Consider the following 19891-nt stretch of genomic DNA (forward strand, 5'->3'; position numbering starts at 1 on the left):
TAAAAATTAACGCTTTGAGAATTGTGGACGCTTACGCGCTTTGTGTAGACCAACTTTCTTACGTTCAACGCGACGTGCGTCACGAGTAACGAAGCCAGCTTTACGAAGTGCTGGACGTAGTGCTTCATCATACTCCATAAGAGCACGAGTAAGACCGTGACGGATTGCACCCGCTTGACCGTTAGAACCACCACCTTTAACAGTGATGTATACGTCAAACTTTTCAGTCATTTCAACAAGTTCAAGTGGCTGACGAACAACCATGCACTCTGTTTCACGACCAAAGTACTCGTCAAGAGCGCGTTGGTTTACTTTAATGCTACCTGTGCCTGGACGTAGGAACACACGAGCAGTAGAACTTTTGCGGCGGCCTGTGCCGTAGTATTGAGTATCTGCCATGTTAATAGCTCCTTAAATGTCCAAAACTTGTGGTTGCTGTGCGGTGTGCTTGTGCTCTGCACCTGCGTAAACTTTCATTTTACGGAACATTGCGCGACCTAGAGGGCCTTTTGGCAACATGCCTTTAACTGCTTTTTCAATAACCATTTCTGGCTTGTGAGCAATTAGTTTTTCAAAGTTTGTCTCTTTAAGACCACCTGGGTAACCAGAGTGCGCATAGTACATTTTGTCTTGCGCTTTACGGCCTGTTACCGCAACTTTTTCAGCATTGATTACTACGATGTAATCACCAGTGTCCACGTGAGGTGTGTACTCTGGCTTGTGCTTACCACGAAGGCGTAGTGCGATTTCAGAAGCCAAACGGCCTAGAGTTTTGTCTGTGGCGTCTACCACATACCAGTCACGTTGTACCGTTTCTGGCTTAGCAACAAAAGTTTTCATTTTCAAATTCACCCGAATAATATCGTCGTTACTGATTTCTGAACACCAGAAATCACCTTAAAATCAACACAATGACCCCTTCGAGCCGGCTGATTCTTCCACCTTCCCAAAGGTGGGCGTAACTGGGCAGGGCGCGAATTATACAGGAATTGAAGGAAATGCGAACCCCTAAGAACAAAAAATATGGATAAAATTCCATCATCTGCCGATGACATAGAAACCGATTTGAGGTAACGTCAAAACGTTATATTTGGAACCGTTATAAAAACAAAATGAAAATGTCTCGCTTCGTAGCTTCAATGATGATGCTACACACGCTACTTATGGCCAGTGTTAATGCTGAGGAGTTAGTATATACACGTGCGTTTGCCGATGATGATTATGGAAGTTATCACGTAGCTGTACTCAGTGCAGTTATCGCAGCAACACCGGAATACGGTGATGTTGCTTTAACCCCTCACCCCCATCCTATGAGTCAGAGTCGTCAGCTTGTTACTTTGCTAAAAGGCGATGCGGATGTAATGTGGAGTGTCACCAACAGTAACCGAGAGCAGCGTCTTCTGCCCATTAAGTTACCACTGCTGAAAGGTTATTCAGGTTATCGCGTATTGGTGATTAACCCTTCTGAGCAGTCCAGTTTTGCCCAACAAACCGGCGAAGCATTAAAGCAATCAACCATGGTTCAAGGCGCAGACTGGCCAGATTTAAGTGTACTTAAAGCAAATGGCTATAACGTAAGTGGTGAAGATTGGAGCCTTTGGTTCCATTCTATGTACTCGATGGTAGATAGGGGGCTAGTTGACGCTTTCCCCAGAAATATCATTGAAGTACACCGCGATTTAGAACGCCACAAAGATAAGCATGTCTCTTTAGAGCAGTTCCACCTATTAAAATACCCCAACTATGAGTACTTTTTTGTTAGCCCAGATAACCCTGCCCTCGCGAATAGATTGAGATTAGGTCTTGTCAGGATTCTAGATGATGGAGAACTCGAACGTATCTTCGATAGCTTCGAAGGGCACAGAAAAGCAGAAATGCTTGCCGATGCTGAAAGTAGAAAAATTCACGAGCTCGGCAACCCAACAATACCTTACAAACTAGATTATGCGCGGTGGGACAAATACAAAGATTTAGCAATACGCGCGCTCGAAAAAGAGATGTCAGAGTAAAACACTAAGCACTTAAGGTTTTCTTAAGGTCTCTCGTTTAGTGTTTTGATTTGTTTTTTTATCAATGAGTTTTTTATGCGTGTACTGCTTGTAGAGGACGATAGGCCGTTGTCTGACGCCCTCGCCCTTTCACTAAAGAATGCCAACTTCACGGTAGACTGTGTTTATTCAGGCGCAGATGCTCTTGCAACACTTAGAGCGGGCCAAAGTGACATTGTCATTCTTGACTTGGGTTTACCCGACACTGATGGCCTCGACGTACTAAAATCTATTCGAAAGAAAAACGCAACGCTTCCTGTGTTGATATTAACTGCACGGGATAAAACACTAGACAAAATCTCTGGCTTAGATGCAGGCGCCGACGACTACTTACCTAAACCATTTGAAATAGAAGAACTGTTAGCTAGGATTAGAGTACTTGAGCGTCGTCTGAGCACAGCATCTCACACCATTGTTAGTGTTAAGAATGTCAGCCTTGATACTGCCCATCATACGCTTACTATCGACAATCAAAACGTTCACTTACCTCGACGTGAACTCATGCTACTAAAAGCGCTTATTGAAAACGCAGGGCGCATACTGAGTAAAGATCAGCTGGAAAATAAACTTTATGAGTGGGGAGAGGAAGTGTCAAGCAACACAATAGAAGTACACGTGAGTAATTTGCGTAAGAAAATGCCTCCTGAGTTTATTAAGACTATTCGAGGCGTCGGTTATTGCATTTCAAAATCGGGGGAGTGAATTGTCTTCAATTCGCCGCTTTCTAATTCTTACACTGATCAGCGCGCTTGTTTTAGTGATATTTAGTGCAGCACTTAAAGGCTACCGCGCAACGCTGGGTATATCGAATACCTTGTTAGATAACGAGTTAGTTGAGCTATCCCGCGCAATCTCATATGTAGATAGCGGCACCCGCACACAGCAACAGACACTTTTCTTCCAAGTATGGAGACAAGGTAAGCTGGCCAGCTCATCTACTGATGCGTTAAGCACGCCATTAACCAGCTTCTCCGAGGGCTTTTCTGAAGTAAACGCACTGGGTACACGCTGGCGGGTACATACCCGGTTTAACCCGAATAATGATAGCTGGTATATGGTGGCTCAACCCGTAAGTAGTCGCTTTACTTTAACTGACTCGCTAACTGTAGCCGCCATCACCCCTTTTATAATTAGTGTGCCTATTCTTGCACTCATTCTCTTTTTTGGCATTACTTGGGGACTATCGCCGTTAAAACACCTATCAAAACTCCTTGCCAGCCGACAGGGTAATGATTTTTCTACCATTGCGTTGTCCCGAGAGCCCAGTGAACTTAGCCCTGTTGTTACTACATTAAACACTATGTTCACGCGACTAAATTCAGCGTTCGAACGAGAGCAGCAATTCGCATCAAACGCAGCGCATGAGCTGAGAACTCCGCTCAGCGTGATGAAAATAAACATTCACAATATAGCGAACGAGTTAGGTGAAAAAGGCCACGTGTTAGCTCCCCTTAAAGCAGACACTGACAGAATGATACACGCGGTAAATCAATTCCTTTTGCTTACTCGCACCAGCCCAGAAACGTTTGCAGAACAGCGAGAACCTGTAAATGTGCACGTGGTCGCGCAAGAGGTAATTAGTGACCTATACGGCGCTATTGAAAATAAAAGCCAAGAAATAGCACTGGAAGGAGAAGAAGCTTGGTTGCTAAGTTCTCAATTTGTCCTTTACACCTTGCTTCAGAACTTAGTGAGCAATGCGAGTAAATTCTCTCCTAGCGGTGCACAAATAATAATTAGGATTGAACGACGGAAAGACGAGCTTATTTTAAGCGTCTGCGATTCTGGGCCAGGCATCCCTGCTGACCAGCGCGCTGTCGTGCTGAACCGGTTCAAAAGAGCATCTAACAGCTCGCCTCATTCGGGAAGCGGCTTGGGGCTAGCCATTGTAGAACAAATCGTTGTATTAAACGGAGCTGAGCTCTCTTTAGATGAAAGTTCGCTCGGGGGATTAGAAGTTAGGGTGGCATTTTCCAATGACTACATACTCTAAGATTTCTTTATTCTGCTTTTCAGCCCTTTGTGCTTTTTATACGCCCCTTGCGTTCGCTTTACCTGAAGTGGTGGTGGAAATTAAAGAGCACTTATTCTTTCCTCAGGAAGTGATTGTGCCTGCAGGGCAAAAAGTAAAGCTAACCTTTGTCAATTTCGATGATACTCCCGAAGAAATAGATAGCTTCTCTTTGAACAGAGAAAAAGTGATATTTGCGAAAAGCCGAGGGACCATCTTTATTGGCCCATTAAAAGCCGGTGAGTATCCTTTTTTTGGCGAGTTTCATCCTAATAGCGCAGTAGGAAAGGTAGTAGTTAAAAGCAAAGAGGACACGCTGGATGCTAATTAATACTGTCGTTCTCTTCTTGCGTGACACCTTGCCCATATTCCTGCTCATTAGTGTATTACTGGCGCTGCCGCGTGTGTCTACGCTTGCCGTTGCGTGGCGGGTGTTGCTGCTGGTATTGCTCGCTGTATTTACCTACCCCCAGCTAGGACTGGTATCGCGGCTATCAGAAGGTGCCGGATTTGAGTATCTCAAATCAATACTGTTTTTTATTGCGTGGTTGGGTATGTGCCTTGTTGTACTTTTGCCGTCACGTATCTCAAATAAGTTCAGTCTAGGCCTCACCCTGCTAGTAATAGGTATTGGCTTACCCAATTCGCTACACTTTTTAGTTTATTTTGTTTCCGAGTTATCACGTAATAGTGATAGTACGTTATTGCTCTTGGGCACTATCATTGGTCTGGGTATAAGTATTAGCATCGCTATTCTACTTAATATTTTGCTCACCCATTTTGTTAGCAAGCGAGGAACATACTTTTTTGCAACCACATTTTTGGCAGCTCAAACCGCTAATATCGCATTACTATTGGAACAAACTGACACCTTCCCATCGCCAAGGCAGCTATGGGATAGCAGCACAATAATTAGTGACAATAGCGAATATGGTCATCTTCTGAATTCTCTCGTTGGCTATGAGGCTACGCCCTCGATGAGCTATTTATTGGTGTTTTTCTTCGCACTTATCGTGCCTAATTTGATTGCTTTCTTTTCTTCAAAAAAGAGATTCTCTGATGAAATTCAGGAGGTCGCACAGTGAGACGTTTTCTCCTTACCGCTATCGCATTATGCGCCGTGTTTTCAAGTAACGGTTATGCAGATAATTTTACCGTAGATAAGGTTTATCACCCTTATGTATTACCCTTTGAACGTGAGTTTGAGTGGCGACTTACCTCAAGACAAAATGACGATGGCAATGTTTTAATGCAACGCTTCTCATTCGGCCATGCACTTTCAGAGTTTATGATCCTAGAGACATACCTTGTCGGTGCGCGGGATGAAAATCAAGATTTTGGCTTAGAAAGCTACGAAGTAGAGTTACGCTGGATGATGACTGAACAAGGGCGATACTGGGCTGACTGGGCAACGCTGTTTGAGCTGGAAAAGCAGCACAATACCGATGACTGGGCAGTTAAAGCGGGGATATTAACAGAAAAAGAGTTTGGTCAATTCAGTTTAACAACTAACATTAGCTTGGTGTACGAGTGGGGTCAAACTGTTGAGAATGAATGGGAAAGCGAATTTAAAGCCAAGTTTAGGTATCGCTGGATCCCTGAAGTACAACCTGGATTGGAAGTGTATGTAGCAGAGGATTTTATCGGGGTTGGTCCAGCATTCATGGGTATAAAACGCTTTGACCGACAGCAGCAGTTAAAATGGGAACTGGGCTTTATTGCCGGACTAAATGGTGACAGTAAAGATCACACACTTCGCATGTCGTTGGAATACGAATTTTAATGCAAGTTTGCACTTTAGCGCCTAACTTAAGCTTTCCTTAAGGTTCAACATTTAAAGTGCACGTCATTCGATGATTTACCAAATATTCTTATGCACCAGTTTGACGTCAGTGTTGTTTTACCTGCTAAAAATGAAGCCAAAAACCTTTCTGCTTTGTTACGAGAAATTGCAGAGGTGGTTCCAAATACAACAACAGAAATTATTGTTGTTAATGACGGTAGCAGCGACGACTCCCTATCCTTGCTGCATAACCTTTCAAGTACCTTGCCGGTAAGTTGTCGTGTCATCGTCCACCCTATAAGCTGCGGTCAAAGCACTTCGGTTTTTCACGGCGTTTTACAGGCAAAAGGCAAGTGGATCATCACCCTTGATGCTGATGGGCAAAACGATCCTGCTGATATACCGCGACTGATTCGCGCAGCTAAAGAGACTAATGCAGCGCACTTCTGCGTTATAGGACATCGTAAAAAGCGAAAAGATACCCCGTGGAAGCGATTTCAGTCTAAAGTTGCCAATCGTGTTCGCCAGTGGATCCTACAAGACGACACACCAGACACGGGCTGTGGCTTGAAACTCCTCCCAAGAAGTACCTTTTTACTTTTGCCCTACTTCGACCATATGCACCGATATATTCCCGCTTTAACTAAAAGGCTTGGGGGAGAAGTGGTATGTGTATCGGTTAATCATCGCGCGCGCTTAGAAGGTAAATCAAATTACACAGCGTGGAATCGTGGCTGGGCAGGGATCATCGATATGCTTGGCGTCAGATGGCTAATGTACAGAAATAAGCTTAATCACATTGCCAGCGGAATTGGTCATGAAGACTAATCTTCGCCGCCTCAAGAGCTTCATACAGTTTTTCATCGGGGCAGCAAGCATCGCGCTTATCTGCTATGTGTCGCTTGAAGTCACTGGTGAAGTATGGAAGCACGGTGATGATACAGATTGGTTGAATGCCTATATTTCAAATTTAAATTGGCAATCGCTGTGCATGATACTGAGTGGTTGTGTTGTACTTTTAACCATGGGCTTTCCCCGTCAGGCTGTCAGTTTTTTTTGCGGAGTGGGCTTTGGCGCATTGCAGGGAGGGTTAATTGCTTTGTTGCTAACGGTATTGTCTGCATGTATCGCCTATGCATTAGCAAATGGCCCTCTGCGCTCACTTGCCGTCCGTCTTTTAGGTACAAAATTAAAGCCTGTTGAAAACAAACTGGCCAAGCGAAGTTTTCGCAATGTGCTAATTATTCGTTTATTCCCTGTTGGCTCTAACTTAATCACAAACGCCGTCGCAGGTGTGCTAAGCGTTCCGTTTGTCCCGTTTATTGTTGCAAGTGCAATCGGTTTTGCGCCTCAAACTTTTTTGTTTACCTTGCTTGGAAGCGGTTCTCGATTTGTCAGCTCCCTCGAACAGCCTTTACAATTTGGTGGCTTAATCATTAGCTTTCTTCTACTTCTATCCCTATCAGGCATTTCTCGTAGGAGTGAGCCGTCGTGAGGCTTATGCTTAATTCAAATAGCCATGCATCTACCCTGTTCTTTTTTGCCTGTGCTCTGATATTTGTTGGTCTGGGTTTCAGAGATGCTTGGCCCCCCGATGAGCCTCGATTCGCATTGGTCGCAAAAGAGATGGTGAACAGCGGACAGTGGCTTGTGCCCATGCGCGGTGGCGAAATTTATCCAGACAAGCCCCCTGTGTTTATGTGGTGTATTGCCTTCTTTTACCTTATAACGGGTAGCCTGAAGGTGGCTATGCTCCTGCCTAACGCTATCGCAAGCCTTGTCACTTTGGGGTTAACCTACAAGCTATCGCTAAGACTTGCCAATGAAAAAGCAGCAATGTTGAGTATGCTCGTACTCCTACTGAGCCCTCAGTTTCTTATTCAAGCCAAATTTGCTCAAATAGATGCCCTTGTCGCCTGCTTTATCTGGATTGGCGTCTACGGACTCATTCAGCACTTTTATGTACATGTTAATTGGCGGTGGTACTTTGCAGCATGGTTCTTTATGGGGCTTGGGATCATAACCAAAGGCGTTGGCTTTTTACCTGTTCTTTTATTTATCCCCATTGCATTTTTCGCATTTACCAGCGGCTCACATCGCGGCAAGTGGTCATTGCGCATGTTGTTTGGCCCCTTAATCATGCTATCAGTTGTGGCGATGTGGCTTGCACCTCTGCTTTATCTTGGTTTGATAAAACAAGAGCCTCAAATACAACAATACTTGTCGAACATTTTGTTTAAACAAACGGCTGAGCGATATGCCAAGGCCTGGCACCACATAGAGCCCTGGTATTACTATATTGTTGAAGTTATTCCTGTATTTTGGATAACTCCAATTGCCATACTTGTATCAAAAGCTAAGTCGTTAAAAAATGTACTTACTCACAACCCCGCTTACTCATCGCTGTTGATATGGGTAATATTGGTTGTCATTTTCTTTAGTATCAGCCCAGGTAAACGTGGTGTTTATGTTCTACCGGCACTGCCTGCGTTGAGTATGGTTGCAGGTCTGGTACTTGCGAATTCAACTGTATCAAGAGGGTTGGTGCTTTTTGCGCGCGCAGTTACCTCGTTAATCTCTGCCGTTTTATTGATTGCTGGCTTAGCACTGCTATTTCACGAGCCCACCGCTGTTAAGCTGATGACGCGCTTTGACAGCGACAGCGAAACCCTTGTTCGTTTAAGCATAGTATTACTTGTACTCGGTTTCGCTAGCCTTTGTACTCATATTGTCTACTATGTTTACAATAAAAAGCGCAACGCAGGGGATGGAGAATTACTCGCCCGCCAATTACTGGCATGGCTTTTCATTTTCACTGTAATTCCTTCCACATTCGGTGCATGGCTGCTAAATGACTACCGAACTCCCCGTACAGTCCTTCAAAATGCAGAAAGCCAAATAAGTAATATGTTGACGAAGGATTCAACTGCCTTCGAGGTAGGGATAGTCAGCTTTAAAGAACAGTATTTGCTTTATTCACCCTTTGAAATGGCTCATTTTGGTTACCATACCCCTAAAGAAGTAGAAAACGGTACAGCGTGGGCTTGGTTGACCGATACTTCCGAGCCTTTCCGCGAGCAGACAAAGATTTCAGACCAGCGGCTTAGACCGCTAACACGTCAACGCTTTTTGTTAGTTCCAAGTGACTACAAATTTCAATGTGTAGACTTATCACAAGCCACTTCACTGGGTGTAGCTCACCGTGACGAATGGTTATTGCTTCCTGACACTGCTGCGAACGCTACCTGTGATTTACCGGCTAACGGCCCAGTTTTTAATAGCTATGACGGCTCAAGCGATTAATTAGCTTGGGCGTTCTTAACATTTTGGGCTGACATTTATAAAAGTTTTTCCCACTTAAGGTTCTCTTAAGGTCTCGCGTAAATACTCATAACATCGCAAAACCAATGAGCATGTTTATGAGTCACGTTTTAGCTTCTGTTCCAACCCAGGTTGCTAGTCAGCAATCTGCGATTGTCTCAAAGGAAAAGCCCGCTATAACCTTTATCGCGGCAAAACATGGACATAATGCCCGCCGCCGTATTGAAGCGTTTATAGCGAGTGGTTTTAAAGCTCGCTACAACGCACGAGTGACTTCCTTTATGCCTATGCTGTTTGCTCTTGACGCTAAGGGAGTTAAAGCCGCCGCAGGCGCAAGATTTGCCGCATATGATGGTCAGTATAATTCTCTTTTTATAGAGCAATACCTTAACACTTCGGTAGAAACTGCCCTCACCTTACAAGGGATAACCGTAAACAGAGCGCATATTGCTGAAGTTGGTAACCTTTTTAGCAGTGCATCGCGCTATACCCTCCCCTTGTTATTTGCCCTGTTCTTCGTTTTAAAACGATGTGGTAGCAAATATCTGGTTTTCAGTGCGACCTCACAGCTCACCTCTTTACTCATGGGCGCGGGTATTCAACTCCTCCCCCTTGTTAAAGCCGATGCGTCAAAACTTAAAGGGAATAGCGATGATTGGGGCACCTATTATGACACCGCTCCTCAGGTTACTGCCCTGTCGCTAAATCACGTAACCCAACACATAATTGGCTGCCCTGAACTTAATGCTCATTTCCAACGTGCAATTGAGCTTATTTCCGCAAATGTGGATGCGTTAACGCAAAATATCTGCACAAAAAAGGAAACAGCGTATGTTGCTTAATCAGTATATAAACGGGCACGACGATAACGTTGCGCTGAAATGCAAAGACGGTTCAATGACTTACCGCGCCCTTTTGAGCGCCGTCGAGAACCTCGCAAGCTGGATAACAAACCACAATGCCGAGAGGGTGGGCATTGCCTTTGACAATAGCTTTGCATGGGTGATTGCTGATTTAGCCTGCCAACAGGCTAACGTTTGCTGTGTCCCCGTTCCGCTATTTTTTAGCGCTTCCCAACAAGAACATGTATTAAATGAGAGCCAGTGTCACTTTTTATTAACCAATTGCGGTGGTGAACTAAGTGAATGGAGTGAGTCACCGACTGTTATTGATAGCGAATACGACATTGTCGCTCATCCACTCAAACATGACTCTCGTGTATACACACCTGTAGGTACTAACAAAATAACCTTTACTTCTGGCTCTACGGGCTCACCGAAAGGCGTGTGCCTGTCTACTGAATCGCAATGGAAAGTTGCCCATTCTATTGAGCGCGCTGTTCAACCAGAAATAGTGAACCACCTATGTTTACTGCCATTGTCTACCCTACTTGAAAATATTGCAGGTGTTTACGCCCCTCTGCACCACGGCGGCACGGTTTATTTAGCCACGGCATCTGAGCGCGGATTTCAAGGAAGCAAACTCGTCAATCCAAACGCACTGCTGTCACTGATAGACCGCGTTCAACCAACGTCTGTGATTTTGGTGCCCGACTTGCTAATGGTGCTAGTAGAGGCATGTAATCAGGGCTGGACACCACCTTCATCACTAATGTTCATTGCTGTTGGCGGTGCACATGTAGCGCCCACTTTGCTGGCGCAAGCTCAAGCGAAGGGACTACCAGTATTTGAAGGTTATGGCTTATCTGAGGCGGTATCAGTATCAACATTGAACACGCCCAATTGCAATACGATGGGCAGTGCCGGAAAAACGCTTGGTCATAATCAACTGCACATCGAAGAGGGTGAAATTGTAGTTACAGGCAACCACTTTCTGGGCTATCTGAATCAACCTTCCTCATTTTATCCGAACCAGGTCAGAACCGGCGATTTAGGCTTTTTTTCTGACAACACACTTACGCTGAATGGGCGTATAAAAAACATAATGGTGAACAGCTTTGGCAGAAATGTATCGCCAGAGTGGATTGAATCTTTACTGCTGGGAACAGGACTGTTTAGGCAGGCTTTGGTGTATTGCGAAGCTAAACCCTACTGTGTCGCGCTCCTCGTACCCGCTTCCAATACTATTTCTAATACACAGATTCAAAGCACCGTGGCGCTTATCAATAAGCAGTTACCTGACTATGCGCAAGTTGTTAATTTCGCCACCATCGATCTTTGTACGCCAGAAAACCAACTGCTTACCCCAACGGGAAAACTGAAGCGTGACGCAATAATTGCCCGCTACGCGACTGATTTAGACATGCTCTACCAGAGCCAAGACCAACACCAGTACAGCGTTCAAGGCACAACAGCGTTTTCTTCTCAATTTGTTATCAAGGAATAATTTATGAATTTCTATCAGCAACTTCAAAGCAACACCGAACATGCCAGACAGTCATTCTTACAGGCGCCGATTATACAACGCTGCTTTAACGGTGATTTTAACCTAAACGACTATATTGCCTTTCTTCAACAGGCTTATCATCACGTTAAGTTTACTGTACCCCTGCTTATGGCTACAGGTGCCAAACTCAACGAAGATAAGGAATGGCTAAGAGAAGCAATTGGTGAATACATTGAAGAAGAAATGGGTCACCAAGAGTGGATCCTTAACGACCTTGCAGCCTGTGGCGTTGATAAAGAACAGGCGAGGATAAGTCAGCCTGCACCCGCCACCGAATTAATGGTTGCCTATGCTTTTGATGCAATAGCACGCAAAAGCCCACTGTATTTTTTTGGCATGGTATTCGTTTTAGAGGGCACAAGTATTGCGCTTGCCGACGCGGCTGCAAAACAAATCAAAGACAAGTTATCTCTGCCTAAATCAGCGTTTAAATACCTTACCTCCCACGGTGCGCTAGACCAAGAGCACATTGTTTTCTTTGAAGGGCTTATGAACAAAATTACTGACCCCAAAGAGCAGCAAATGATCATTCACAGCGCGAACATGTTTTATCGCTTATACGGAGATATCTTTCGCGAATTAACACCTGAACACGGCTTGGAACAGGTTGCTTGAATTCAAGGGTTTACCTCTGGTGCTTATCCCCCGAGGTAAATTAATAACACGTTAAGGTAAATACAATGAATATTCAGTGGCGTAATCAAGTGGTACTTCTTACAGGTGCAACTGGCGGTATTGGTCAAGCAATAGCCAAGGCGCTTGATGAAAAAGGCGCGCACACTATCCTAACTGGCAGAAGTAAGGCAAAGCTCGAACAGCTGCAACAAAATTTAACCCTTCATCATACTGCTATTGTGGCTGACATTACGTCAGATGAAGGCAGAGATAGAGTAGTAAGTGCCTGCCAACGACGTCCTTTAAGTATTCTGGTTAACAATGCTGGCATTACCTATATGGGCGAGTTTGAGGGCACCCCAATCGAGTCAATTGTGTCGACAAATATGCTGGCTCCGATGCTACTAACCCAACGCCTACTGCCGTTACTCGAACGTAGACCGTCTGCGCATGTCGTGAATGTAGGCTCAGCTTTTGGAAGCATAGGTTTTGCTGCGCACGGAACCTACTGCGCAACTAAATTCGCTTTGAAAGGCTGGACGGAAGCGATGCACAGAGAATTCAGCGATAGCAAAATTAAATTTCACTATCTAGCGCCACGCGCAACGCGTACCGACATAAATGACGAACGCGCTAATGCGCTAAATGAGGCATTGGGCAACCAGACAGACGAGCCTGATGCAGTAGCGCAAGCATTCATTAAACAGTTAGAAAACAATTTGCCAAGGGTCGCGCTAGGACGTACTGAACGCTTTTTTGCCAAGCTTAACGCGCTAGTTCCCAGTGTTGTTGACAATGCGTTGGCAAAGAAACTTCCAACAATTAAACGCTATGCCTTTCAAAAAACGCAATCACAAGACAAACCTACCAGCGCTCAAAACGATACCCGCCTGGGTAACAAACTGGTTTAACACGAGGACATTATTATGAAGAAATTAACCATGCTTAGCACCACGGTAATTCTGGGACTCGGTCTGGCATTAAGTCACACTGCTATGGCTCAAGCTGACGAAGTCACAGAAAGTACAGCGCCGACATCAGCCTTAAGCGAAACAGCAACCAGCCCTTTAAAGACACTTCAGCATCAGTGGGCACATATTAACTATGAACTTGATGATGCAGAAAAGGAAAAAGCATTCGTCGCCCTTATTAATACCGCCAAATCTTTCGTAAAGGCAGAACCCAATAACCCTGAGCTATTGATTTGGCAAGGCATAATTCAATCCAGTACAGCCGGTGCCAAGGGGGGACTTGGTGCTCTGGACTACGCAAAGGATGCTCGTAAGAGTTTCGAACAGGCAATGCGATTAGATGAAAATGCACTCTCGGGCTCAGCGATGACCAGTCTAGGCGTGCTGTACCATAAGCTTCCGGGTTGGCCTATTAGCTTTGGTAACGACAAAAAAGCTGAGAAATTGCTGAAGCATGCACTTGAAATAAACCCTGACGGGATAGACCCCAACTATTTCTACGCCGAGTACTTGTTCGATAATGGAAAATACGAGCAAGCGCTCAAGTTTGCCAAGAAAGCGCTCGACGCCCCAGCGCGCGCTGATCGTCCTATTGCAGATTCAGGTCGCAAAAGAGAGATCGCTTTATTGGAAGCGAAAATAGCGAGAAAAAGTTAGTCACCCTAAAGGTATACAGGGAAAGGCAATGCTCTTATTGCCTTTCCATTTTCAACAAGTATTAGATTTTCACTGCAAATACCGTTAGATTAGCCGCCGATTCAACGATAATTCATGAAATTACTAACAATTTCGTCGAGTTATCTCGTTTATTCCTAACTACCTCTATCTTATAAAGGCGACTTTTCATGCAGAAAAAGAATTTCTTCTCTCCTTTTCTATTCATCCTTATTACTACGTTGTCGATATCTACGGTTCATGCAAGCAACCCTGATTTACTACCGTTACAACACGCGTGGGCAAAAGCGAACTATGAGCTTGAAGGTGAAGCCCAATTAGAGGCATTTTCTACATTGATAGCGCAGGCGAAAGTGTTAGTCGAGCAATCAGAAAATAGCGCTAAAGCACTGACCTGGCTAGCTATCTCTCAATCAAGTACAGCAAGTGCGAAAGGCGGTTTAGGTGCCCTGGACTTTGCTGAAAGTGCGAAGGAAAATTTAGAACGTGCCATTGAAAAAGAGGAAGCGGTATTAGAGGGGACGGCACTCACTGTATTAGCGGCACTTTATCATAAAGTACCAGGCTGGCCAGTTAGCTTTGGAAGCGATAAGAAGGCAAAACAATTATTTAAGCGTGCATTAGAAATTAACCCAGAAGGTATGGACCAAAACTTCTTTTATGCTGAGTTTCTTTTCGACGATGGTGAATACGAAGAAGCCCAAGGGTTTTTAATCCGTGCTCAAAACGCGCCTGAAAAAGCCAACCGCCCTCTAGCCGATAAAAAACGCAGAGAAGAGATTGCTATACTTCAGGCAAAATTGGATAAAAAAGCATAGTATCATTTGCTTTATGCGGGGCTATCGCGTGTCGCTTATGAGTTCGAAATAAGCAACATCCCCGCTTTTTGCGTGTAGAAAGGTGAATTTAACGCCTTTCTACATAAACAGCACATACATAGGTGGCACTTATCCTCATGTATAAATTGTAAACAGTTCTCATTCGGTATCTGCACTCCTATTATGAGAGAAAAAAGGAGTGGCCCAATGCCTAAAATCCCACGTTCCTCAGACAACGACTATACTCAAGAGATGAGCCGAACACGCCGCGAGTTTATTGCGCGCGAAACCGGCACTCAGCTAAATCACTTAGGACACTATTCTATCCCGCCTGAAACATTGTCGGGAAACATAGAAAACTTCGCCGGTGTTGCACAAGTGCCTATTGGCTTCGCAGGGCCAATGCTAGTGAATGGAGAGCACGCCAAAGGTGAGTTCTACGTTCCAATGGCAACAACAGAGGGCACCTTGACCGCCAGCTACAGTAGAGGCATGCGCTTAACAAGAGAGGCTGGAGGCATAACTACCACAGTCATTGACGATGCCATGCAGCGAGCGCCTATGTTCGCGTTTTCTAACGCAAGAGAAGCCCTCGAATTTGGCAAATGGGTCGAGCAAAACTTTGAAGCCATCAAACGCGCCAGTGATAACACCACCAGCGTGGGCAAACTAAGGGATATCGAGCAGTACGCTGCGTCTAAGCTTCGCTGGCTAAGATTCAATTTCACCTGCGGCGATGCGGCAGGTCAGAACATGGTAAGTAAAGCCACTAAGGCGGGTTGTGAGTGGATACAAGCGAACTACCCACGTCCTATTGAGCACTTTGTACTAGCCGCTAACCTTGATACCGATAAAAAGCACTCTCACTTAAACTCTCTGCATACCCGCGGAAAGCGCGTTGTAGCAGAAATAACCCTGCCAAAACAACTTATGACGGAGATTATGCATTGCCCGCCAGAAGCATTATTCAAACAGCGCCAGTATTCAAATATGGGCGCACTAATGGCAGGTAGTGTTAATAACGGTGCCCACTTCGCTAACGGCATCACCGCTATGTTTATCGCTTGCGGGCAAGATGTCGCTAATGTGGCGGAGTCGTCGGCGGGGTTTACCTACGCTGAAATTACGCCAAATGGAGACTACTACTTCTCTGTGACTATTCCTTCGTTAATCGTTGCTACATACGGTGGAGGAACCGGTTTAGCTACACAAAACGAGTGTTTAAACGTACTTGGCTGCACAGAAAGGGGCAGTGTAAATAAGTTTGCGGAAATTGTCGCTGCGACCGTATTGTGTGGCGATCTGTCGCTGGGTTCTGCAGTCGTCGCAGACGAATGGGTAAGCAGTCACGAGCGACTGGGTAGAAACCGTTAAAGGTTTTTAAATCTGTCACCTAACGCTTAGCAATGCAGTTCGAATAAACTGTGCGCTACTGCCGAAGGTAACTAAATTCTGTATAGAGAAATTATACAGCAGGTATGCTGGGGCGCGTAACAACAAAGTACGCGCCTATTCCCATAAATAGACCTATGCCAATGTAAGCTGGAATAGGCATTGATGCGAACAGGCAAACCAGAATAAAGCTCACCAACATACTGCAACACGCTATGCATTTCACTTTTTTCGAAATTGCACCATGTTTTCGCCACGCAACAAGACTGGGGCCATATTTAGGGTGTTGAAGTAACCAGTTTTCAAGGCGCGGTGAAGATTGAGTAAAACAAAAAAGCGCACCTATCAAAAAAACAGTTGTTGGCATTACCGGCAAGAATGCGCCAATAATACCTAGAAGGGTAAAAAACAACCCGAGTGATAAATACAGTACTTTTTTCATGAAATACCAACGCCCAATGCTAGCCGATTCCTTGGTAGGTGCTGTGACCACACACCCGCTGAACACTTTTCCGAAGTGCTAAATTTATACAGTCATTTTAGATAGTATGGATCTATGTAGCCTTGTCGTAAATCAAACCTACCTTTTAACCCAACGCCAAAATAACTAGGTTTCCACCTTCATTGGTCTAAATTTGTAGTACTAACATGTGCCCGGTCAAAAGTGATGAGCAAATCCGAGACCTCACTATCTGGCTGATTTTCAAACTTAATAGTGAAGTTGTAGCAGGATAAACTACTTCCTATCGGACGACTGTTTAACCTGCTGCCACAGCGCTTCCATTTCATCAAGCGTCAATGTGTCGAGCTTCTCGCCCTGCTCTGCCGCCAAGCGCTCTACACCTTTAAACCGGTTAGCAAACTTGTTACTGGCGTTTCTAAGTGCGGTATCAGCATCTACCTTGCAATGTCTTGCCAAATTAACCATGGCAAAAAGTGCATCACCAATTTCTTCTTCAATAGCTTGTTGGTTGTCGGGCACGCCACTTTTTAAAGGAGCAACACCCGCATTCAGTGCCCCCTGTGCTCGCTGCTTGAAGTCTAGCTCTTGCTGAATCTCTTCCACCTCTTCGCGCACTTTATCTATGACTGGAGCGGCATTAGGCCAATCAAAGCCTACCTTTGCACAGGCTTTCTGCAGCTTTTGCGCATACATAAGTGCCGGCATACCTTTGGGGACGCTATCTAAAATACTGGGCTCCATTGCTTCGTCGTCTTGCTTCAAACGCTGCTTTTTAAGCTGCTTTTCTTGGGCTTTGATAGCATCCCACTGCGCGTTTAAAGCACTGTCGTTCAATTGGGTACGTTTTAGCGTGAGGTTTTTATTTGTATCCCCTGCTCCCTCAGATGCGAGCGGGTTAGCAAAAACATGAGGGTGACGACGCACGAGCTTATCACTAATGCTTTGCGCCACATCGTCAAAAGTAAATGCGCTAGATTCACTGGCTATCTGTGCGTAGAACACCACTTGAAACAGCAAATCACCCAACTCATCTTTAATGTCATGCATATCACCAGTGGCAATAGCATCAGCCACTTCGTAGGCTTCTTCTATGGTGTAGCGAGTTAGGCTTTCCATGGTTTGTTTTACATCCCACGGGCATCCAGATTGCGGGTCGCGCAGCTGCGCCATAATGTCAAGCAGCCGCTGCGTTTCACTAAGCTTAGCTTTGTTTGCGTTTTGCATCAGTCACGCCTTTAAGCTGTCGCAATCGGGTTAACACTTTTGATACGGTGTCGAGATCGTGCACCTCTATCGAAATGGTGATAAGCGCCGTCTGTCTGTTTTTATCACTTAGGCTATTAACCCCCAAAAGCGGCACGTTTTCATTCGCCAGCACCGTGGTGATATCGCGCAACAGGCCGGTTCTATCGTGACAGAATATATCTATGCCTGTCTCAAAGCCCACTTTAAGCTCTTGTGACCAATTCACTTCTATTTGACGCTCAGGATGTTGTGACAATAAGTGCTGCAGCTGGTCGCAGCTTTCTTTATGAACGCTTACACCACGGCCTTGTGTGATATAGCCTAAAATTGCTTCGCCTGGTACTGGCTTACAGCAATTCGCCAGCTGGCTCATTAAGTGGCCCACGCCCTGCACCACCACTGCATCTTTTTTGCCCGTCCCGGCAGCAGTTTTGCGCGTTTTAACCTTAGGACTAATTTCGGGTTCTGGGGCTGGAGGCTCCTGCAAGTGATGAATAAAGTTAATCACCTGCATAACGCGCACATCACCGGCACCTACCGCAGTGTACAAGTCATCGAGGGTTTGTAAGTTAAACTTCTCAAATGCCTCATTGGGTACTTTGGCAGGTAAGTGGGCACGCTGAAGTTCGCGTTCTAGCAGCTCTTTACCGGCAGCCAGGTTTTTGTCCCTGTCCTGCTTTTTAAAGAAGGAATGGATAGTGGCACGCGCCCGTGATGAATGCACATAGCCAAGGCCCGGGTGCATCCAGTCGCGACTTGGGTTTGGCTCTTTTCCGGTGAGTACTTCTATCTGATCGCCACTTTGCAGTAAATAAGTGAAAGGCACTATTCGCCCATTCACTTTTGCGCCAATGCAGCGATGTCCCACATTGCTGTGAATATAGTAAGCAAAATCAAGTGGTGTAGCGCCTTGGGGAAGGTCAATAACATCGCCTTTGGGTGTGAACACGTACACCCTATCATCAAACACCTGACTGCGAAGTTCTTCAACCAAATCGCCAGATTCGGCCACTTCCTCTTGCCACGCTAGTATGCGGCGAAGCCAGTTTATGCGCTCGTCATAGCCAGACTGCTTGCCCGTACTGCCCTCTTTATATTTCCAGTGAGCAGCCACACCCAGCTCTGCATCCTGATGCATTTTCTGCGTGCGAATTTGAATCTCAACCGACTTCCCTTCAGGCCCCACGATAACCGTGTGAATAGACTGGTAACCGTTAGGTTTAGGGGTTGCGATATAGTCGTCGAACTCGTTAGGTAAGTGCTTATAGCTGGCGTGAACCGTACCAAGCGCGGCGTAACAGTCTTGAAGTCGCTCGGCAATAATACGCACCGCACGAATATCAAAAAGCTGCTCAAACGTAAGGCGCTTTTTCTGCATTTTTTTCCAAATGCTGAATATGTGCTTAGGACGGCCGTAAACCTCTGCGCGAATTTCTTCGCTATCAAGCAAGCCCTGCAAGTCGCCTACTATGGTTTCTATGTACTCGGCGCGCTCTCTGCGCTTGCCGTCAAGCTGATGAGCTATTTGTTTGTAGGTGATGGGATGTAGATAGCGAAACGCAAGGTCTTCAAGCTCCCACTTTAACTGACCAATGCCCAAACGGTTTGCCAGTGGCGCATAGATGCTAGCGCATTCGCGGGCCACCATAACGCGGGTTTCTTCGTCGGCTTTTTTAACCTGTTGCAATGCACAAATGCGTTCTGCCATTTTGATCACAACGGCACGCACGTCTTCTACCATCGCCAGCAGCATACGACGAATACTGTCTATGTGCTGTTCGTCCGACTTTTCTGCAAAGCCAGAGCCTTTTACTTTACGCGCATGTAGCGACTTAATGGCATCCATTCGGCGCACGCCAACGATCAGGTCGCGTATTTCCCCGCCGAATTCTTCATAAATATCGTCTTCACTCAAGGCGTGCTGTTCGCAATATGGAAAAACCAAGGCTGCCTGAAGCGTTGCGTCATCCATATTGAGCTGACACAAAATCTCAACCATTTCCTGACCAACCAACAGTCGCTCGGGAATAGATGACACTGCACTTAGTTTTTCTTTTGTTTCTGCACTTAACTCAAGGCTATCTAACCACGCTTCAAAGGGTGGTCGGTCGGCTTGGTGGACCTTTCTTGTCGATACCATATC

The 19891-nt window shown here is 45.5% G+C and carries 21 protein-coding genes; 16 read left to right on the forward strand and 5 right to left on the reverse strand.

Annotated features, from left to right (window positions below):
- Window positions 1-6 precede the first annotated feature (6 nt).
- Window positions 7-399, reverse strand: a complete 393-nt coding sequence (gene rpsI / locus MHM99_RS07010) for a 30S ribosomal protein S9 (protein ID WP_014948330.1) — start codon at window positions 397-399, stop codon at window positions 7-9.
- A gap of 12 nt (window positions 400-411) precedes the next feature.
- Window positions 412-840, reverse strand: coding sequence for a 50S ribosomal protein L13 (rplM, locus tag MHM99_RS07015; RefSeq protein ID WP_014948329.1), 429 nt, complete (start codon window positions 838-840; stop codon window positions 412-414).
- Between the two features lie 272 nt (window positions 841-1112).
- On the opposite strand from rplM, the gene MHM99_RS07020 reads away from it, so the two are divergent.
- From MHM99_RS07020 to MHM99_RS07095, 16 genes are all read left to right on the forward strand, one after another.
- Window positions 1113-2009 (forward strand): hypothetical protein, encoded by an 897-nt coding sequence (locus tag MHM99_RS07020; RefSeq protein ID WP_342339910.1) that lies wholly within the window; start codon window positions 1113-1115, stop codon window positions 2007-2009.
- Between the two features lie 75 nt (window positions 2010-2084).
- Window positions 2085-2750, forward strand: coding sequence for a response regulator transcription factor (locus MHM99_RS07025; protein WP_239218707.1), 666 nt, complete (start codon window positions 2085-2087; stop codon window positions 2748-2750).
- Window position 2751: 1 nt separating this feature from the next.
- On the forward strand, window positions 2752-4041 hold the full coding sequence (locus tag MHM99_RS07030; protein ID WP_239218709.1) for an ATP-binding protein: 1290 nt from the start codon (window positions 2752-2754) through the stop codon (window positions 4039-4041).
- Window positions 4025-4390, forward strand: coding sequence for a cupredoxin domain-containing protein (locus MHM99_RS07035; RefSeq protein ID WP_014975719.1), 366 nt, complete (start codon window positions 4025-4027; stop codon window positions 4388-4390). The genes MHM99_RS07030 and MHM99_RS07035 overlap by 17 nt, the downstream gene beginning before the upstream one ends.
- Window positions 4380-5144, forward strand: coding sequence for an FTR1 family iron permease (locus MHM99_RS07040; protein ID WP_239218711.1), 765 nt, complete (start codon window positions 4380-4382; stop codon window positions 5142-5144). The genes MHM99_RS07035 and MHM99_RS07040 overlap by 11 nt, the downstream gene beginning before the upstream one ends.
- Window positions 5141-5842, forward strand: a complete 702-nt coding sequence (locus MHM99_RS07045; RefSeq protein WP_061094253.1) for a hypothetical protein — start codon at window positions 5141-5143, stop codon at window positions 5840-5842. The genes MHM99_RS07040 and MHM99_RS07045 overlap by 4 nt, the downstream gene beginning before the upstream one ends.
- A gap of 90 nt (window positions 5843-5932) precedes the next feature.
- Complete coding sequence (locus MHM99_RS07050) at window positions 5933-6670, forward strand: glycosyltransferase family 2 protein (protein ID WP_239218713.1); 738 nt, start codon at window positions 5933-5935, stop codon at window positions 6668-6670.
- On the forward strand, window positions 6660-7337 hold the full coding sequence (locus tag MHM99_RS07055; protein ID WP_015066266.1) for a VTT domain-containing protein: 678 nt from the start codon (window positions 6660-6662) through the stop codon (window positions 7335-7337). Before MHM99_RS07050 ends, MHM99_RS07055 begins: the two co-directional genes overlap by 11 nt.
- A 5-nt stretch (window positions 7338-7342) precedes the next feature.
- Entirely contained in the window at window positions 7343-9145 is a 1803-nt protein-coding gene (locus MHM99_RS07060) for a glycosyltransferase family 39 protein (protein ID WP_239218714.1), read from the forward strand.
- A gap of 116 nt (window positions 9146-9261) precedes the next feature.
- Window positions 9262-10005 (forward strand): thermostable hemolysin, encoded by a 744-nt coding sequence (locus MHM99_RS07065; protein WP_015066264.1) that lies wholly within the window; start codon window positions 9262-9264, stop codon window positions 10003-10005.
- Window positions 9995-11509, forward strand: coding sequence for an AMP-binding protein (locus MHM99_RS07070; RefSeq protein WP_239218724.1), 1515 nt, complete (start codon window positions 9995-9997; stop codon window positions 11507-11509). The genes MHM99_RS07065 and MHM99_RS07070 overlap by 11 nt, the downstream gene beginning before the upstream one ends.
- Window positions 11510-11512: 3 nt before the next feature.
- On the forward strand, window positions 11513-12184 hold the full coding sequence (locus MHM99_RS07075) for an iron-containing redox enzyme family protein (protein WP_014975712.1): 672 nt from the start codon (window positions 11513-11515) through the stop codon (window positions 12182-12184).
- A gap of 65 nt (window positions 12185-12249) precedes the next feature.
- The gene (locus MHM99_RS07080; protein ID WP_239218726.1) at window positions 12250-13095 is read left to right on the forward strand and encodes an SDR family oxidoreductase; all 846 of its coding nucleotides are present in this window, start codon (window positions 12250-12252) and stop codon (window positions 13093-13095) included.
- 15 nt (window positions 13096-13110) lie between these two features.
- Window positions 13111-13812 (forward strand): tetratricopeptide repeat protein, encoded by a 702-nt coding sequence (locus MHM99_RS07085; RefSeq protein WP_239218728.1) that lies wholly within the window; start codon window positions 13111-13113, stop codon window positions 13810-13812.
- A gap of 188 nt (window positions 13813-14000) precedes the next feature.
- Window positions 14001-14648, forward strand: coding sequence for a hypothetical protein (locus tag MHM99_RS07090; protein ID WP_187447190.1), 648 nt, complete (start codon window positions 14001-14003; stop codon window positions 14646-14648).
- 207 nt (window positions 14649-14855) lie between these two features.
- Window positions 14856-16022, forward strand: a complete 1167-nt coding sequence (locus MHM99_RS07095; RefSeq protein ID WP_187447191.1) for a hydroxymethylglutaryl-CoA reductase — start codon at window positions 14856-14858, stop codon at window positions 16020-16022.
- 91 nt (window positions 16023-16113) lie between these two features.
- Here MHM99_RS07095 and MHM99_RS07100 read toward each other — a convergent pair whose 3' ends face one another.
- From MHM99_RS07100 to relA, 3 genes are all read right to left on the reverse strand, one after another.
- Window positions 16114-16482: a YbaN family protein gene (locus tag MHM99_RS07100; RefSeq protein ID WP_039235872.1), complete on the reverse strand. Its 369-nt coding sequence runs from the start codon at window positions 16480-16482 to the stop codon at window positions 16114-16116.
- Window positions 16483-16776: 294 nt separating this feature from the next.
- Window positions 16777-17727, reverse strand: a complete 951-nt coding sequence (gene mazG, locus MHM99_RS07105) for a nucleoside triphosphate pyrophosphohydrolase (RefSeq protein WP_187447192.1) — start codon at window positions 17725-17727, stop codon at window positions 16777-16779.
- Complete coding sequence (gene relA, locus MHM99_RS07110) at window positions 17705-19888, reverse strand: GTP diphosphokinase (RefSeq protein ID WP_110288478.1); 2184 nt, start codon at window positions 19886-19888, stop codon at window positions 17705-17707. The genes mazG and relA overlap by 23 nt, the downstream gene beginning before the upstream one ends.
- Between the last annotated feature and the right edge of the window lie 3 nt (window positions 19889-19891).

The organism is Alteromonas sp. MmMcT2-2, from assembly GCF_022348305.1.
Lineage (GTDB): Bacteria > Pseudomonadota > Gammaproteobacteria > Enterobacterales > Alteromonadaceae > Alteromonas > Alteromonas macleodii.

Coding starts and splice junctions, on each gene's coding strand:
- rpsI (WP_014948330.1), bottom strand. CDS start 399: ATGGCAGATACTCAATACTACGGCACAGGCCGCCGCAAAAGTTCTACT.
- rplM (WP_014948329.1), bottom strand. CDS start 840: ATGAAAACTTTTGTTGCTAAGCCAGAAACGGTACAACGTGACTGGTAT.
- MHM99_RS07020 (WP_342339910.1), top strand. CDS start 1,113: ATGAAAATGTCTCGCTTCGTAGCTTCAATGATGATGCTACACACGCTA.
- MHM99_RS07025 (WP_239218707.1), top strand. CDS start 2,085: ATGCGTGTACTGCTTGTAGAGGACGATAGGCCGTTGTCTGACGCCCTC.
- MHM99_RS07035 (WP_014975719.1), top strand. CDS start 4,025: ATGACTACATACTCTAAGATTTCTTTATTCTGCTTTTCAGCCCTTTGT.
- MHM99_RS07040 (WP_239218711.1), top strand. CDS start 4,380: ATGCTAATTAATACTGTCGTTCTCTTCTTGCGTGACACCTTGCCCATA.
- MHM99_RS07050 (WP_239218713.1), top strand. CDS start 5,933: ATGCACCAGTTTGACGTCAGTGTTGTTTTACCTGCTAAAAATGAAGCC.
- MHM99_RS07055 (WP_015066266.1), top strand. CDS start 6,660: ATGAAGACTAATCTTCGCCGCCTCAAGAGCTTCATACAGTTTTTCATC.
- MHM99_RS07060 (WP_239218714.1), top strand. CDS start 7,343: ATGCTTAATTCAAATAGCCATGCATCTACCCTGTTCTTTTTTGCCTGT.
- MHM99_RS07065 (WP_015066264.1), top strand. CDS start 9,262: ATGAGTCACGTTTTAGCTTCTGTTCCAACCCAGGTTGCTAGTCAGCAA.
- MHM99_RS07070 (WP_239218724.1), top strand. CDS start 9,995: ATGTTGCTTAATCAGTATATAAACGGGCACGACGATAACGTTGCGCTG.
- MHM99_RS07075 (WP_014975712.1), top strand. CDS start 11,513: ATGAATTTCTATCAGCAACTTCAAAGCAACACCGAACATGCCAGACAG.
- MHM99_RS07080 (WP_239218726.1), top strand. CDS start 12,250: ATGAATATTCAGTGGCGTAATCAAGTGGTACTTCTTACAGGTGCAACT.
- MHM99_RS07085 (WP_239218728.1), top strand. CDS start 13,111: ATGAAGAAATTAACCATGCTTAGCACCACGGTAATTCTGGGACTCGGT.
- MHM99_RS07090 (WP_187447190.1), top strand. CDS start 14,001: ATGCAGAAAAAGAATTTCTTCTCTCCTTTTCTATTCATCCTTATTACT.
- MHM99_RS07095 (WP_187447191.1), top strand. CDS start 14,856: ATGCCTAAAATCCCACGTTCCTCAGACAACGACTATACTCAAGAGATG.
- MHM99_RS07100 (WP_039235872.1), bottom strand. CDS start 16,482: ATGAAAAAAGTACTGTATTTATCACTCGGGTTGTTTTTTACCCTTCTA.
- mazG (WP_187447192.1), bottom strand. CDS start 17,727: ATGCAAAACGCAAACAAAGCTAAGCTTAGTGAAACGCAGCGGCTGCTT.
- relA (WP_110288478.1), bottom strand. CDS start 19,888: ATGGTATCGACAAGAAAGGTCCACCAAGCCGACCGACCACCCTTTGAA.